General features: G+C 28.4%; 13 protein-coding genes and 1 other annotated feature. Of the genes, 12 read left to right on the top strand and 1 reads right to left on the bottom strand.

What is annotated here, in order from left to right:
* The first annotated feature begins 126 nt into the window (after positions 1-126).
* The 4 genes from trpS to B3603_RS07970 all read left to right on the top strand — a co-directional run bounded on the left by trpS (position 127) and on the right by B3603_RS07970 (position 5,285).
* Entirely contained in the window at positions 127-1,125 is a 999-nt protein-coding gene (trpS, locus tag B3603_RS07985) for a tryptophan--tRNA ligase (RefSeq protein WP_291562991.1), read from the top strand.
* Positions 1,126-1,233: 108 nt separating this feature from the next.
* The gene (locus tag B3603_RS07980; RefSeq protein ID WP_291562988.1) at positions 1,234-1,821 is read left to right on the top strand and encodes an ATP-binding protein; all 588 of its coding nucleotides are present in this window, start codon (positions 1,234-1,236) and stop codon (positions 1,819-1,821) included.
* Positions 1,822-2,232: 411 nt separating this feature from the next.
* Complete coding sequence (locus tag B3603_RS07975) at positions 2,233-3,831, top strand: peptide chain release factor 3 (RefSeq protein WP_291562984.1); 1,599 nt, start codon at positions 2,233-2,235, stop codon at positions 3,829-3,831.
* Between the two features lie 917 nt (positions 3,832-4,748).
* Positions 4,749-5,285, top strand: a complete 537-nt coding sequence (locus B3603_RS07970) for an ECF transporter S component (RefSeq protein WP_291562981.1) — start codon at positions 4,749-4,751, stop codon at positions 5,283-5,285.
* A gap of 118 nt (positions 5,286-5,403) precedes the next feature.
* Here B3603_RS07970 and B3603_RS07965 read toward each other — a convergent pair whose 3' ends face one another.
* Complete coding sequence (locus B3603_RS07965; RefSeq protein WP_414632372.1) at positions 5,404-5,532, bottom strand: zinc-ribbon domain containing protein; 129 nt, start codon at positions 5,530-5,532, stop codon at positions 5,404-5,406.
* A gap of 604 nt (positions 5,533-6,136) precedes the next feature.
* On the opposite strand from B3603_RS07965, the gene B3603_RS07960 reads away from it, so the two are divergent.
* The 8 genes from B3603_RS07960 (at position 6,137) to B3603_RS07925 (ending at position 14,944) form a co-directional block, all read left to right on the top strand.
* Positions 6,137-6,547, top strand: a complete 411-nt coding sequence (locus tag B3603_RS07960) for a hypothetical protein (RefSeq protein WP_291562978.1) — start codon at positions 6,137-6,139, stop codon at positions 6,545-6,547.
* Positions 6,548-6,622: 75 nt separating this feature from the next.
* Positions 6,623-6,839: a binding site (T-box leader), on the top strand.
* Between the two features lie 158 nt (positions 6,840-6,997).
* Positions 6,998-8,224, top strand: coding sequence for a tyrosine--tRNA ligase (gene tyrS / locus B3603_RS07955; RefSeq protein WP_291562974.1), 1,227 nt, complete (start codon positions 6,998-7,000; stop codon positions 8,222-8,224).
* Positions 8,225-8,328: 104 nt separating this feature from the next.
* Positions 8,329-9,885 carry an ATP-binding protein gene (locus B3603_RS07950; RefSeq protein WP_291562972.1) on the top strand — a complete coding sequence of 519 codons (1,557 nt, stop codon included), beginning with the start codon at positions 8,329-8,331 and terminating at the stop codon, positions 9,883-9,885.
* A 15-nt stretch (positions 9,886-9,900) separates the two neighbouring features.
* Positions 9,901-10,617 carry a response regulator gene (locus tag B3603_RS07945; RefSeq protein WP_291562970.1) on the top strand — a complete coding sequence of 239 codons (717 nt, stop codon included), beginning with the start codon at positions 9,901-9,903 and terminating at the stop codon, positions 10,615-10,617.
* A 77-nt stretch (positions 10,618-10,694) separates the two neighbouring features.
* The gene (locus B3603_RS07940) at positions 10,695-12,110 is read left to right on the top strand and encodes a flavocytochrome c (RefSeq protein WP_291562966.1); all 1,416 of its coding nucleotides are present in this window, start codon (positions 10,695-10,697) and stop codon (positions 12,108-12,110) included.
* Positions 12,111-12,404: 294 nt separating this feature from the next.
* Entirely contained in the window at positions 12,405-12,752 is a 348-nt protein-coding gene (locus B3603_RS07935) for an FMN-binding protein (protein ID WP_291562962.1), read from the top strand.
* Between the two features lie 188 nt (positions 12,753-12,940).
* The gene (locus B3603_RS07930; RefSeq protein WP_291562959.1) at positions 12,941-13,222 is read left to right on the top strand and encodes a DUF503 domain-containing protein; all 282 of its coding nucleotides are present in this window, start codon (positions 12,941-12,943) and stop codon (positions 13,220-13,222) included.
* Positions 13,223-13,303: 81 nt separating this feature from the next.
* A complete protein-coding gene (locus B3603_RS07925; protein WP_291562956.1) occupies positions 13,304-14,944 on the top strand; it encodes a hypothetical protein in 1,641 nt (546 codons plus the stop codon).
* Positions 14,945-14,997 lie beyond the last annotated feature (53 nt).

Here is a 14,997-nt window from a genome sequence, read left to right as displayed (position 1 = left end):
TCGACCTTTTGAGCGTGGGTAAACTTGCTTCGTTGGGAGTATTGACCACGAAGCTACTACTTCAACGAAGTAAGTGGTAGTAGTTCACTTTAGGGAATAATTTTAAAAGATAAAGGAGGAAATTTTATGGAAGATAAAAAAAAGGTTATATTTAGTGGAATAAAACCTTCAGGAGATTTAACATTAGGCAACTATTTAGGAGCTATTAAGAATTGGACTAAACTTCAAAAGGAATATGAATGTTATTTTTGTGTAGTTAATTTACATGCAATTACTGTATCACAAAGTCCAGCAGAGCTTAGAAGAAGAACTTTAGAAATTTTAGCAATTTATATAGCGGCAGGCATAAATCCAGATACTAATACACTATTTATTCAGTCACATGTACCAGCTCATTGTGAGGCATCTTGGCTTTTAACTTGTAATAGTTATATGGGAGAGCTTAGCAGAATGACTCAATATAAAGATAAATCTAAGAATAGTGGAGAAAGTATAGGTGCTGGATTATTTAACTATCCAGTGCTTATGGCAGCAGATGTACTTTTATATCAAACAGATGTGGTGCCTGTAGGAGTTGATCAAGTACAACATTTAGAACTTGCTAGGGATTTAGCTGAAAGATTTAATAGGCTATACAGTCCTACTTTTGTAATACCTGAAGCTTATGTAGGTAAAACTGGAGCTAAAATAATGGATTTACAAAATCCAGAGAAGAAAATGTCTAAATCTGAAAATAATCCAAATGGATATATATTAATTATGGATCCACCTGAGGTTATAAGAAAGAAAATTTCTAGAGCTGTTACAGATAGCTTAGGTGTAGTTAAATATAATGATGACCAATTAGGAGTTAAAAATTTAATGACCATTCTAAGCACTGTAACAGGAATGACAATGGAAGAAATAGAGAAGAAATATGAAGGTTTAGGATATGCAGAATTTAAGAAGGATGTAGGAGAAGCAATAATTTCTGAGCTTGAGCCAGTTCAAAAAAAGGTTAAAGAGCTTCTAGAAAATAAGGATTATCTTGAAGAAATCTATAAAAAAGGTTCAGAAAAAGCAAATTATGTAGCTACAAAGACATTAAGAAAAATGCAGAAAAAGATTGGACTTATACCAAGATAATTAGATTTATTTAAGAGATTTTGCTTCATATCTAAGTAAAATGTTGAAAATTGCATAGTAAATTGCTATAATTTACTATGCAATTAAAATATTTGGAGGTCATAAGCAATGACTACTAGAATAGCAGTTTTGGGTGGACCAAGATGTGGGAAGACTACACTTATACAACAATTATATGTTGATATGAAAATATTAGGATTAGATGTAGGCTGTGCGGCAGAATATAGTACAGAATATTTAAGAGAAAAGGGTATGATTGAAACTATATCTGAACAATATGGTATATATTTAGGCCAAGCTAAGTTAGAAGAAGAGCTAGAAATTTTTGAGTATGCTATTACTGATTATGCTACTTTTGTTCCATACATATATGCAAGGTTTATGTTAGGTGATAAAAAACGCACTGTAAAAGAAATAGAGATATTAAAAGATCTTTATGGCCTTGCAATTAGAGATATTTCAAAATACGATCATATATTTTATGTAGGACGAGAATTTGGATACTCTAAAGATGGAGTTAGATGGCAAGATGAAGAAACTGCCAGCAAAGTAGATGAAGCTATTAAACAGTTTTTAGATGTAGAGTCTGTACCGTATATTAAATTAACGGGAAACACTAGAGAAAGAGCGAAACAAATATTAGACATAATTGGGATAAAAGGTGCAACTTCAGAAGTTGCGGGAGAAAGCATTTAGAGGCTATATTTTAGTCACTAAATGTCTTTTTTATTTTAATTCTTTATTGTCAATTTTCAATTGTATAAGGTAGAAATTTAAAGAATTCAATAATGTAATTATAAAATGTATAGATTAAATTTGAAAGTAGTACATCTATATCTTAACTAAAAAATATTTTTAAAAATTGTTTTATACAAATCAATATGATATTATATAAGGTAGGTTTATTTACAGAACATAGCCTAAATCTTATAAAAATCTTATTAACTTAGCTAATTTTACTAAAGATTAAAGTGATGATAATATACAATAAATTATAGTTTTCTTTACAATAATAGTTATATGGATATTTATAAAATTTTAAATTTATATATTTTGTGAAGATTTAGGATAAAATAGTTAATATATTTAAATAAAGGAGCGGTACTTTTGAGCGATTACATAAAAGAAATTGAAAAAAGAAGAACCTTTGCTATAATTTCTCACCCTGACGCTGGTAAGACTACACTTACAGAAAAATTACTTTTATATGGAGGAGCTATTAGACTTGCAGGGTCTGTTAAAGCTAGAAAAACAGCTAAACATGCTGTTTCGGATTGGATGGAAATAGAAAAAAAGAGAGGAATTTCCGTTACTTCTTCAGTAATGGAGTTTAATTACAATGGATTTTGTATAAATATATTAGATACTCCAGGGCATCAGGATTTTAGTGAAGATACCTATAGAACTCTTATGGCAGCGGACAGTGCAGTTATGGTACTTGATGGGGCTAAAGGGGTTGAAGAACAAACAAGAAAGTTATTTCATGTTTGTAGTATAAGAGAAATTCCTATATTTACTTTTATAAATAAAATGGATAGAGAAACAAGAGATCCTTTTGAACTTATGGAAGAACTTGAAAATGAACTTGGAATTAAATCTTATCCAATAAATTGGCCAATAGGTACAGGAATGCACTTTAAAGGAGTCTATGATAGAGAGAAAAAAGAAATAGAAATATTTAATGCAGGGAACCATGGACAAACTGAAGTTGAAACAGATATAATTCCTATGGAAGATGAAGATGCAGTAAGAGAAGCTATTGGAGATTCACTATATGAAAAACTTTTAGAAGATATAGAGCTTTTAGATGTAGCAGGAGATGATTTTAATTATGAAAAAGTTAAAAGAGGAGAATTAACTCCTGTATTTTTTGGAAGTGCATTAACAAATTTCGGAGTAGAACCATTTTTAGGGCATTTCTTAAATTTAACTACAGTACCATTACCTAGAATATCAGATAAAGGTAAAATAGATGTATTCTCAGAGGATTTTTCTGCCTTTGTTTTTAAGATACAAGCTAATATGAACAAAGCACATAGAGATAGAATAGCATTTATGAGAATTTGTTCAGGGAAATTTGAAAAGGGCATGGAAGTTTTCCACATTCAAGGAAATAGTAAAGTTAAACTTTCACAACCTCAGCAATTCTTGGCGCAGGATAGGGAAATAGTAGAGAATGCTTATGCTGGAGATATAATAGGGGTATTTGATCCAGGTATTTTTAGTATAGGTGACACACTATGTTCTCCAAACAATAAGTTAAAATTTGAGGGAATACCAACTTTTGCACCAGAGCATTTTGCTAGAGTTAGAACAGTAGATACAATGAAAAGAAAACAATTCATAAAAGGAATAACTCAAATTTCTCAAGAGGGTGCTATTCAAGTATTTAAAGAACTTCATATAGGTACAGAACAAATTATTGTAGGTGTTGTAGGAGTACTCCAGTTTGAAGTTTTAGAATTTAGACTTAAAAATGAGTATAATGTTGATATTAAAATGGATATGCTTTCCTTTAGAAATATAAGATGGATTGAAAATTCTGATATACCAGCAGAAAAATTGAATATTACTAGTGATACTAAAGTGGTAAAAGACTTTAAAGATAGAGATTTACTGATTTTCCAAAATGATTGGGGAATAAGTTGGGCATTAGAGCATAATGATGGCCTAGTATTATCAGATATAGCTAAAAATAATGATTAAGATATTTTGAAATACCTAACAAAGAAAGCGTGATGAATTCACGCTTTCTTGCTTTTAAAAAACTAATTATAGATAGATTGGAAAAAGGAATTTAAAAATTAAGAATCATTTTTGACTCCGCTTTTAGAGATGTTTTATGGACGTAAATATTTATGAAATATATCTTGAATTATAGTAAACAAACTGATTATTAACAGCACATTTATCAAATTTCCACCAATTAAAAAGAAGAGACATATTAATAATAGTAGTAACATAAAACCGCCAAACCACCGTAAATATGTCATTTAGCTATCATCCGTTATGTAAAACTTATAAAATTTAATAAAAATATTATAAAACTTTATTGTTGATTTTATCTTTAATTTGTTGATCTTCATAAAATGCTATTTTTATTTTATATATCACTAGAAGAGATCGAATTTCTATGTAACTCATAGTAAGCAGAAATGCTTACTCTAATGATTAATTTATTAAGGATCTTATCTACTTAAAGCTTTATTAAGCATAAGTGAAAGTATAGTTGTAATTTTATATTTACTAATATAATGTCACATATTCAATGGATAAAAAGATAAATAGTTTTATAATAGATTTTTATAAGTAACAATAACGGTTTTCACCTACCTTTCTTCAAAGAATTTTTGAATATTTTTATAAAAATGCTTTAACTGTAGACAATATATAGAAAAGCAGAATAATAAATAAAATTTTACTTATTATATATAAGCTTTTTCTTTTAAAACAAATTTATAAACTTAATAGAACTATTCACTTATAAATTTGCAATTAAAATTAGTTTCCTCTAAAGGACAATAAAATATACAAAACTTTTTAAATATTATAAACAAAACATTGTAATTTTTTTGTTTATATGTATAATTAATATGGGAAAACTTTATGGAGGAGTGTTTAGTATGGGAAATAACAAGGTAACTACTAAGAATGGTGTAAATAGTAATACAGCGTTATCATTAGTACAAGTTGCTATAATGGCTGCAATAATTTATATTGCAACTAGTATAATACATGTACCATTTATTTCTGGAGAAGGTGTACTTCACTTAGGTGATAGTGCAATTTTTGTTGCAGCAGTATTGTTAGGTAGGAAAAAGGGAGCTGTGGCAGGAGCGATAGGAATGACTTTATTTGATGTACTTTCCCCATATATTATTTGGGCTCCATTTACTTTTATAATAAAAGGCTCAATGGCTTATATTGCTGGTGCTTTAGCTTATAGAAATGGTTATGAGGGGAAAAATTTTATGAACAACTTCTTTGCTTTTGTTATTTCAGGAGTTGTTATGATAATAGGGTATTTTTTTGCAGGTTGGATAATATATGACTTACCTAATGCAATAGTAGCTATTCCAAGTAATGCATTGCAAGTTGCAGCTGGTATGGTTATAGCGTTACCACTAGCGACACAATTAAAAAAACACATAAAGTTTTAATAAGGTAGAGGGAATTATACCCTCTATTTTTTTATATAAAGTCTTTATATAAAAAAAATATTATCCATATGGTCTAAAATTAAAAAAGAGAGCAATTGCTCTCTTAGTATTCTAGTTATTATTTGCTATAGTTATTTCTAGAATTTTNNTCATTTTCGAATCCTTTTTCTTTGTAGAAAGCTTGCTCTCCCTCAGTGAATACAAATTCTTTTCCACAATCTTTACAAGTAATATTTCTATCTGCCATTATTAATGACCTCCTTTTAATCTAAGGACTAATTAAACAATGGATACTATCACTTTCTTTTCCTCGATTAAAGGAGGGGATAATTGCCTTGTTCTAATTAACCTTGTTCAATCTATTAGAGTTGAATAAAACCCTAATATTATTATAGCATAATTATTATATAATACAATAGAATTTTTCAAAATAAGTGGAAATTTTTTTATGAAAGTAACAATTTATGTATATGAGTAAATTAAAATTATTATCTGCATAGAATAATATAAAAGCCAGTTATGAAGAGGATTACAGGGCATATGGAAAAAATAATTTATTGGGAGAAAATAGTATATAATTTAAAATTCAAAAAATTCAAAAATAATTACAAAACTAATATAAAAAATATTTCAAGACCAGAGATTATTTTATAAAATATAGGTTAGAATGAATAGTTATATAAGATTTAGTTATTGTAAAAGTGAGAAATTTATAAATGGATTTACATTAATTGAAAATTTTCCTGATAGTTTATTGTAAAAATATTCTGAATAATATATAATGAATATAACTCAAACATAGTAACTCATAGTAATAATTAAATAATAAAATAAGTCTGGGGGCGTTAAAAATGATTCATGTATTCTGTAACAAAAAAGGCTCAGGAAAAACAAAGGCTCTTGTTAGCTTAGCAAATGACAAGGTTTCGAAGGCAAAGGGTAACTTAGTTTATGTTGATGATGACAGAAGAATGGTTTTTGAACTAGATAGGAAGATAAGGTTTATATGCGCAGAGGACTTTAAAGTAGATAATGCAAAAGATTTCTATGGTTTTTTATGTGGAATGATAGCACAAGACTATGACATTGAAGCTATTATGATAGACGGAGTTATGAATGGAGTAATTTCATCCTTGGAAGAAATGAAAAAATTATTTTATAAAATTGAATATTTGACTCAAGAGTTTAACGTTGAGTTTTTCATAAATATTAGTGGAGATCCTAGACAGTTACCAGATGAGATAAAGAGATATATTAGTTAAACCCAGTTATTTTATATAATTTATACTTGTATTTACTAAAGAATAATAGTATTATAGTAATAATAAATTTTATATTTAAAGGCGATGATAGAAATAAGTAGTTATGGAAATCATAAAGAGAGCTGATGGTTGGTGAAAATCAGTTGAGGAACATAATGAAATACATTCTTGAGCTTTAGGCTGAACTTAGATTTTAATAGTAGGCTGATACGGCATTTCTTACGTTACGAGATATGAGTGGATTTTTTACAAAATCAATTTGGGTGGTACCACGGAAAATTTCGTCCCTAGTTTTTTAACTAGGGGCTTTTATTATTTAAAAAACTATAAAAGCTTTAAAAAATATTTTTAAAGAAATTTCAATGATAATTTTAAATTTTGAATTCAAAAAGAGATATAGCTAATTCTTATTATTAAAATTAATATCGTACTACAAAAGGAGGAATTAAAATGAGTAATACAAATGTATATGACGTTTTAAAAGAACGTGGATTTTTAAAACAGTTAACACACGAAGAAGAAATGAAAGAAATATTAGGAAAAGAGAAAGTTACTTTTTATATAGGATTTGACCCAACAGCAAATAGTCTTCATGTTGGGCATTTTATAGCTATGATGTTTATGTCCCATATGCAACAAGCAGGTCATAGACCAATAGCATTAGTTGGTGGTGGTACTGCAATGGTAGGAGATCCATCAGGAAGAACTGACATGAGAAAAATGCTTACAAGAGAAGATATAGAGGAGAATATTAGAGGTATTAAAAAACAATTATCAAGATTAATAGATTTTAATGATGATAAAGCTATACTTGAAAATAATGCTAATTGGCTATTAGATCTTAACTATGTTGAATTTTTAAGGGAAGTAGGAGTTCATTTTTCTGTTAATAGAATGCTTACAGCAGAATGCTTTAAGCAAAGGATGGAGAAAGGATTATCTTTCCTCGAATTTAACTATATGTTAATGCAAGGATATGATTTCTTAGTATTAAATCAAAAATACAATTGTACTATGCAATTAGGTGGAGATGACCAATGGTCCAATATTTTAGCAGGTATGGAGCTTATAAGGAGAAAAGAAGGTAAAGCAGCATATGGTATGACCTGTTCACTGTTAACTAATAGTGAAGGAAATAAAATGGGTAAAACTGCAAATGGTGCTGTGTGGTTAGATCCAGAAAAAACTTCTCCTTTTGATTTTTATCAATACTGGAGAAATATTGATGATGCTGACGTTGAAAAATGTTTATCATTATTAACTTTTGTACCTATGGATGAAGTTAAGAGACTTTCTGCATTAGAAGGATCTGAAATAAATGAAGCTAAAACAGTACTTGCTTATGAAGTTACAAAGCTTGTTCACGGAGAAGAAGAAGCAGAAAAAGCTAAGACTGCTGCAGAAAGCTTATTTGGTGGTGGAGTTGATATGTCTAATGTGCCTACAGTCACTATAGGCAATGATATGTTAGAAGGTAATATATTAGATATATTGGTTCAAACAGAGATAGTACCATCTAAAGCAGAAGGAAGAAGACTTATACAACAAGGCGGATTAACTATAAATGAAACCAAGATAGAGGATGTTAATGCTAAATTCTCTATAGATTTTATAAAAGATGGATATGCATTAATAAAAAGAGGGAAGAAAAAATTCTATAAATTAGAAGTTAAATAGAAAGAAAACTGCTAACAATGTTAGCAGTTTTTCTTTTGTTTATGTATTATAATGGTATTTTTAAAAATATATGTATACAAGTATTTTAAATAAAGGTGGTTTTAATGAAACTTCAAAATAAAATGATAATTTTAGTAACTAGTATAATATGTTTTACCTTAATTATTGTAACTTATTTTTTTATGAATTATTCCAAGATGATATTAAAAGAAGAAAAAGGTAAGGCTGTTATGAATATGGCTACCTCTGTTGCAGCTATGGAAGTAGTTATAGATAATGTAGGAATGGAAAAAGGAATTTATAAAATACAGCCTAGAATAGAAGCCTTGAGACTTAAAACAAGAGGTCAATTTATTGTAGTGATGGACATGAAAGGTATTGCATATTCTCATTATCTTACAGAAAGCTTAGGGGAAGCTTTTATTAATGAGGGAGAAAATATTGTATTATCAAAAGGACGAAGTTATATTACTACAGACACAATTGAAGATATAGATAAATCTATTAAGGCTTTTACACCTATATATAGAGATGGAAAACAAGTTGGTGCTGTTTGTGTAGGATTATTCTTAGGGAGTTTTAATGACGAATACACAGATTTAATGATAAATTTTCTTCCCTATGTAATTATAGGTCTTATAATAGGAATTGTAGGAGCTATTATAATTTCTCATAACATTAAAAAGTCTATTTTCGGACTTGAGCCTGATGAAATAGCTTGGGTACTTAGCGAAAGAGAAGCAATTTTAGAAAGTATGAATGAGGGAATAATAGCTTCAAATAAAGAAGGAATAATAACAGTAGTAAATAAAAATGCTAGAGAATTTTTAGCTGAGGAAAAATATGTAGGAAGAACTTTAAAAGAAATTGAGCATTTTAATAAATTAAAAATAGTGTTAAAAAATGGAGTACCTATTACAAATGTAGAAGAAAAACTTCCTTTAGGAAAAACAGTTATTAGTAATTATTATCCTATCACTGATAATGAAAGTAATATCATAGGTTCTATTGTGACTTTTCAAGATTTTACAAAGGTTAAGCTTATGGCTGAAGAGCTTACAGGAATTAAAAGACTTATGTGGTCTTTAAGAGCACAAAATCATGAATTTATGAATAAGCTCCATGCAATTTCAGGGCTTATTCAACTAGGAGAATATAAAAAAGCTTTAGAGTTTATACATAATACTGCACAAGCGAGAACGCATATTTTAGATTTATTAAATAACAAAATTAGAGAACCTGTTATAGCCGGATTAATATTAGCAAAATATAATAAAGCATCTGAAGCAAGGATAGATTTTCAGATTGATAGCAACTGTGAACTGAGGGAAATTCCTAAAGTCATAACAATAGATGAGTTTGCAATTATATTAGGAAATTTAATTGAAAATTCCATTGATGCAGTTATAGGAAAAGAAAATGCTAAAATAACAGTATTTATAATGGATTATGACCAGGAGATTCAAATAAAAATAAGTAATAATGGAGATAAGATATCAAAAGATATAGAAGATAGAATATTTAATCAGGGCTTTACAACAAAACTTGGTGATAGAGGACATGGACTTTATAATATATTGAAAATAATAAAAGAGATAGAGGGTAATATATACTTTACTACTGATGAAAAGACCACTTGGTATGTAACAATTCCAAAATAGAGGAGGATATTTAAAATGATTAATGTTTTAATTGTAGAGGATGATCCAATGGTAAGAGAAATAAATTCAATGTTTTTAAATAAATTAAAGGGATTTAAACTGTGTGGAGCAATAGGAAATTTAGAAGAAGCAAAAAGAATTATAGAAAGTAAAAATCCACAGTTAGTGCTTTTAGATATATTTCTTCCAAATGAGAATGGATTAGATTTTATTAGATGGATAAGAAATGAAGGGATTTGCTGCGATGTAATATTGATTACTGCTGATAGAACCTCTGAAGCTGTGCAAGAAGCTTTTAGATATGGAGCAATAGATTATTTAATAAAGCCTTTTACTTTTGATAGATTTAAAGAGGCATTATATAATTATAAAAAACGTATAGAAACCTTTAATAAACTAATTTCTATAGAACAAAAAACTATTGATCAATATGTTCTAAATAATGAAGATAATTATAAAAATATGTCTGAGAATGAGAGAGAAATAGAGTTGGCAAAAGGACTGAATATTCACACATATAATCAGATTTGGAATTATATTAACGATGATGCACACTGTTGCTTTACAGCAGAAGAACTTTCTGAAAATATAGGTATGGCAAGGGTTACAGTTAGAAGGTATCTTGAATATATGTTAAAAGAAGGTAGGCTTTATATTGAATTAGAATATGGGAAAATAGGTAGGCCTTGTCATGTATATAAGATTCTAGACCAAAAAGAACAAAATAAATAATAAGAACAAAATATTGATTGTTTATTATTTAACAAATATACTCTAGCCATAGATAATTTCTGTTAGGGGGAAGAAAAATGAAAAAGAAGATATTAGCCTTAGCAATGACAGCTATAATTACTATTCCGTTATTAGTTGGTTGTGGAAGTAAAACGGAAAGTGCAGATATTGTTATTATAGGGGCAGGTGGGGCAGGTCTTGCAGCAGCTGTTGAGGCACAGGAAAGTGGAGCTAAAATTGTTGTTTTAGAAAAGATGCCTATGGTTGGAGGAAATACAACTCGTGCAACAGGTGGATTGAATGCTGCTGGAACAAAAGCTCAAGAAAAAACTGGAATTGAAGATAGTGCTGAATTATTCTTTAAAGATACTATGAAAGGTGGATATAATAAGAATAATGAAGAATTAGTTAAAGTATTAACTGAAGAAGCAAAAGATACTGTTGAATGGTTAGAAAGTTTAGGTGCTGATTTATCAGATGTTGGAGCCGCAGGAGGAGCCTCTGTTAGAAGAATCCATAGGCCAACAGGGGGATCAGCGGTGGGACCTAATATAATTTCAACATTAAAAAAGGTTTCAGAAGATAAGAAGATTGATATTAGAACGATGAATGAAGCTGTGGAAATAGTTAAAGATAAAGAAGGAAAAATTTCAGCTGTTAAAGCTACAAATAAAGAAGGTAAAGAATACACAATAAATACTAAAAGTGTTATATTAACTGCTGGAGGATTTTCAGCTAATAAGGAAATGGTTGTAGAAAATAAAGCTGAGTTAGAAGGATTTGATACAACAAATCACCCGGGGGCTACTGGAGATGGAATTGTATTAGCTAAAAAAGTAGGGGCTGCTTTTGTAGATATGAGTGAAATACAAACTCACCCAACGGTAGTTCCAGGAAAAGGTATTATGATTACTGAAGCAGTAAGAGGTAATGGTGCAATACTTGTAAACAAAGATGGTAAAAGATTTATCAATGAATTATTAACTAGAGATGTTGTTTCAAAAGCTATATTAGATCAAAAAGACAAGGTTGGTTACTTATTTTTTGATGAAGAATTGAGAAAGGGATTAAAATCTATAGAAGAATATTTTAGTATGGATTTAGTTACTGAGGGAAACTCTATAGAAGAATTAGCTGAAAAATTAGATATAGATAAAGCTAATTTAACTACAACAGTTGAAACATACAATAAAGCTCAAAAATCTAACAATGATACAGAATTCCAAAGAACTGATATGGCAGTAAGTTTAGAAAGTCCAAAATTTTATGCAATTGAAGTTACACCAGCAGTTCATCATACTATGGGTGGAGTTAAAATTAATACCGATGGAGAAGTAATTGGTGAAGATGGACAAGTTATACCAGGATTCTATGCAGCAGGAGAGGTTACTGGAGGAATTCATGGTGGAAATAGACTTGGCGGAAATGCACTAGCAGATATAATAGTTTATGGAAGAAGAGCAGGACAAACTGCAGCAAAAAATTTAAAATAATACTATTGCTAGTAAAATAAATTCTTTATAAGTTTGATTTTTATATTAGAAGTATTTATAAATATAAATTGTAAATTTAAATATTAAATTAAGTAACAATTATTTTAGATGTGTATTAATTTTATAATGGAACATTGTGGGAAACTATGAGTAAAATGAGTTAAAAACAAACTGTATACAATGTAGAAAAATTATGGTATATTTATTGAGAGAAATTATCAAAGAATAATTTTATTATGTGATATTAGTAATTATTTGCATTGAAAATTTAATATCACTAAGGAGGAATTTAGAATGAAAAAAGTAGTAAGCGTATTATTATCATCAATATTAACAATGGGGATATTAGTAGGATGTGGAAGTAAAGAAGCGGCTTACAAAGACGGAATCCATGAAGGTGTTGGAAAAGGATTTAAAGGTGATATAAAGGTATCTGTAGAAGTTAAGGATGGAAAAATAGAAGATATTAAAGTTGTTGAGCAAAAAGAAACTGAAGGTCTTGGAGATAAAGCTATAGAAGAGACAATCAAAACAATTAAAGAAAAACAAACGACTGAGAAAATAGAAGCAATTTCAGGAGCAACAGGATCAAGTAATGGAGTTGTAGAAGCTGTAAATAAAGCTTTAGAGCAAGCAAAATAAATAAAAAGAATTGGACAAGGTCTTACTGATGAAAATTAGGAGGCCTTTTTTATATATTATAATAGAAAAAGGAATAGTAATTATTAGAACATAAATAATATATTTAGACATTTTAAAGAAAATATTTATTTTATCTTTAAATGCTATTTTAAATGAATTAACAAAATCTATTTATAGGAGATGTTATTATGATTATAGCTATAGCGAAAATAAAATTAAGTGCACCTTGGGTACACTCATTAAAGGAAAAACGGATGATTGTTAAAAGTATAATAGATAAGGTAAAACATAAGTTTAATGTGTCTATTGCAGAGGTAGAAAATCAAGATATACATCAAACTATAGTAGTTGGAATTGCAGCAGTAAGCAGTAGTAGCAACCATGGTGACAGTGTATTACAAAAGGTTATAGATTATATAGAAAAAAATTGTGAGGCTAATATTGAGGGTATAGAAACAGAAATATTATAAAAGCTTTCCTTTATGTTATCAATAAATATAAATTCTTTACGATAATTAAAGTAAATATAGATACCTTTAAGGAGAGATATTATGTCTGGTATTTGGAAAATCAACATGGTTCAAAATCAGGCTACTCAGCAAGATTTTAATAAAACTACTTTCAGAAAGGGAGATAGCTTTAGTGCAAGGATATTAAATATCAATAAAGAAAGTGGTGAAATTGTAATAAGACTTTTGGATGGAAGACAATTTCCTGCTAAAATAGATGGTTTTATTGAAGATACCCTGTTAGAAAATTATTTATTAAAATTTGTAGTAGATGATTTTAGTGAAGGAAAATTAACTTTAGTATTAGGTGGGGATAGTAAACCTCTAGAAGCCTTAATACCTTTAGAGAGCAAAAGCATATTAGAAGAAGTAATAAAAAACTTAGGATTAAAAATTTCAAAAGGCGATGAGTATATATTAAAGGAAATGCTCAAATTTAATATTCCATTAACTCAAGAAAACTTTGATGAGGTTAAAACTATAGTTGACTTTACTAATAAAATAAATATAACACCTGGAGAAGAAGATAATTTTATAGAAAAGTATTTAACAGCAAAAAATATAGAACCTAATAGTGAAAAGGGAGTTATGGTTAAAAATACTTTAAAGAACTTTTTCTCTTCTCTAAAGACTTTAGATTTAAACTCATTACTAATGATGAAGGAAGAGAACATACCAATTACAGAAGAAAATATAAAAAGTTTCAATAATATTAATAAAGAAGACTCAGTAGTAGTTAAAAATATTCAAGAAGTATTAGAAGCATTAAATATTGAGAATAAAGATATGACTGTAGATAATAAAATTTCTAAGGAGAAAACTATTGCAGATAAACCATTAACAACATTAGATGCGGAGAACAAGGTAATAAAAAATGAGAGTTTTGATAATACTGTAAAAGACATTGCTTTACAAGGCCAAGAGATATCAGATAAAGAAATTAATAATAAAGTTGTTATTGATGAGAAAAATCTTTTAGTTAAAAACGAAGAAAAAAATATTAATAGTAATGAAGTGATAGAAAAGGAAATCATTACTTCAAAAGAAGGTAAGATTATAGATGATAAAGTTACTAAAGATATAAAAGAAAATAAAGTTATTGAAAAGGATATAGACTTAAAATTTAAAGTTGCTACTTCTGATATAGTTAAAAGTGAAATAAAAGAAAAAGTATCTATGATGAAAGATGGAATTATGCAACTTATAAAGACTAATGAAGATAGTCCATCTACATTCAACAAGGTAATGCAACTTATTGAAAGTAAAATGCATGATTTTAAAGTTTTCAACACTTTAAGCAATGATTACTATTATTTAAATGTACCTATGAATATTAAAGAGCAAGATTACGACTGTAAGCTTGTAATTAAAGATGAAAGAGGTAAGGGCAAAAAGATAGATTCTCGAAATATTAAAATTGCTACAAGTATAAGAACGTTAAATATGGAAGTAGTAGACGCTTTTATTAATGTAAATAACGACTATATAAATATAGATATTCATTCACAAAAGGCTTTTATGGATGTATTAGAGGTTTATAGATATAAGCTTATTGAAGATTTAAGTTGTAATTCATATGTTTTTAATGTTAACATTAAAGAAAAAATAGAAAAATTTACATTATCAAATTGTAGGGAATTTTTTGATGATAATGATTTAAGTATAATTAATGTAAGGGTATAACTAGTATTCAATTGAAAATTGACGATTGACTATTGAGAATTATTGATACTTCT

Origin of the sequence: Clostridium sp. UBA2485, assembly GCF_002341865.1 — a bacterium.
Lineage (GTDB): Bacteria > Bacillota > Clostridia > Clostridiales > Clostridiaceae > Clostridium_J.
The sequence above is the reverse complement of the archived record's forward strand: the minus strand, read 5'-3'. Positions and strand labels throughout refer to the sequence as shown.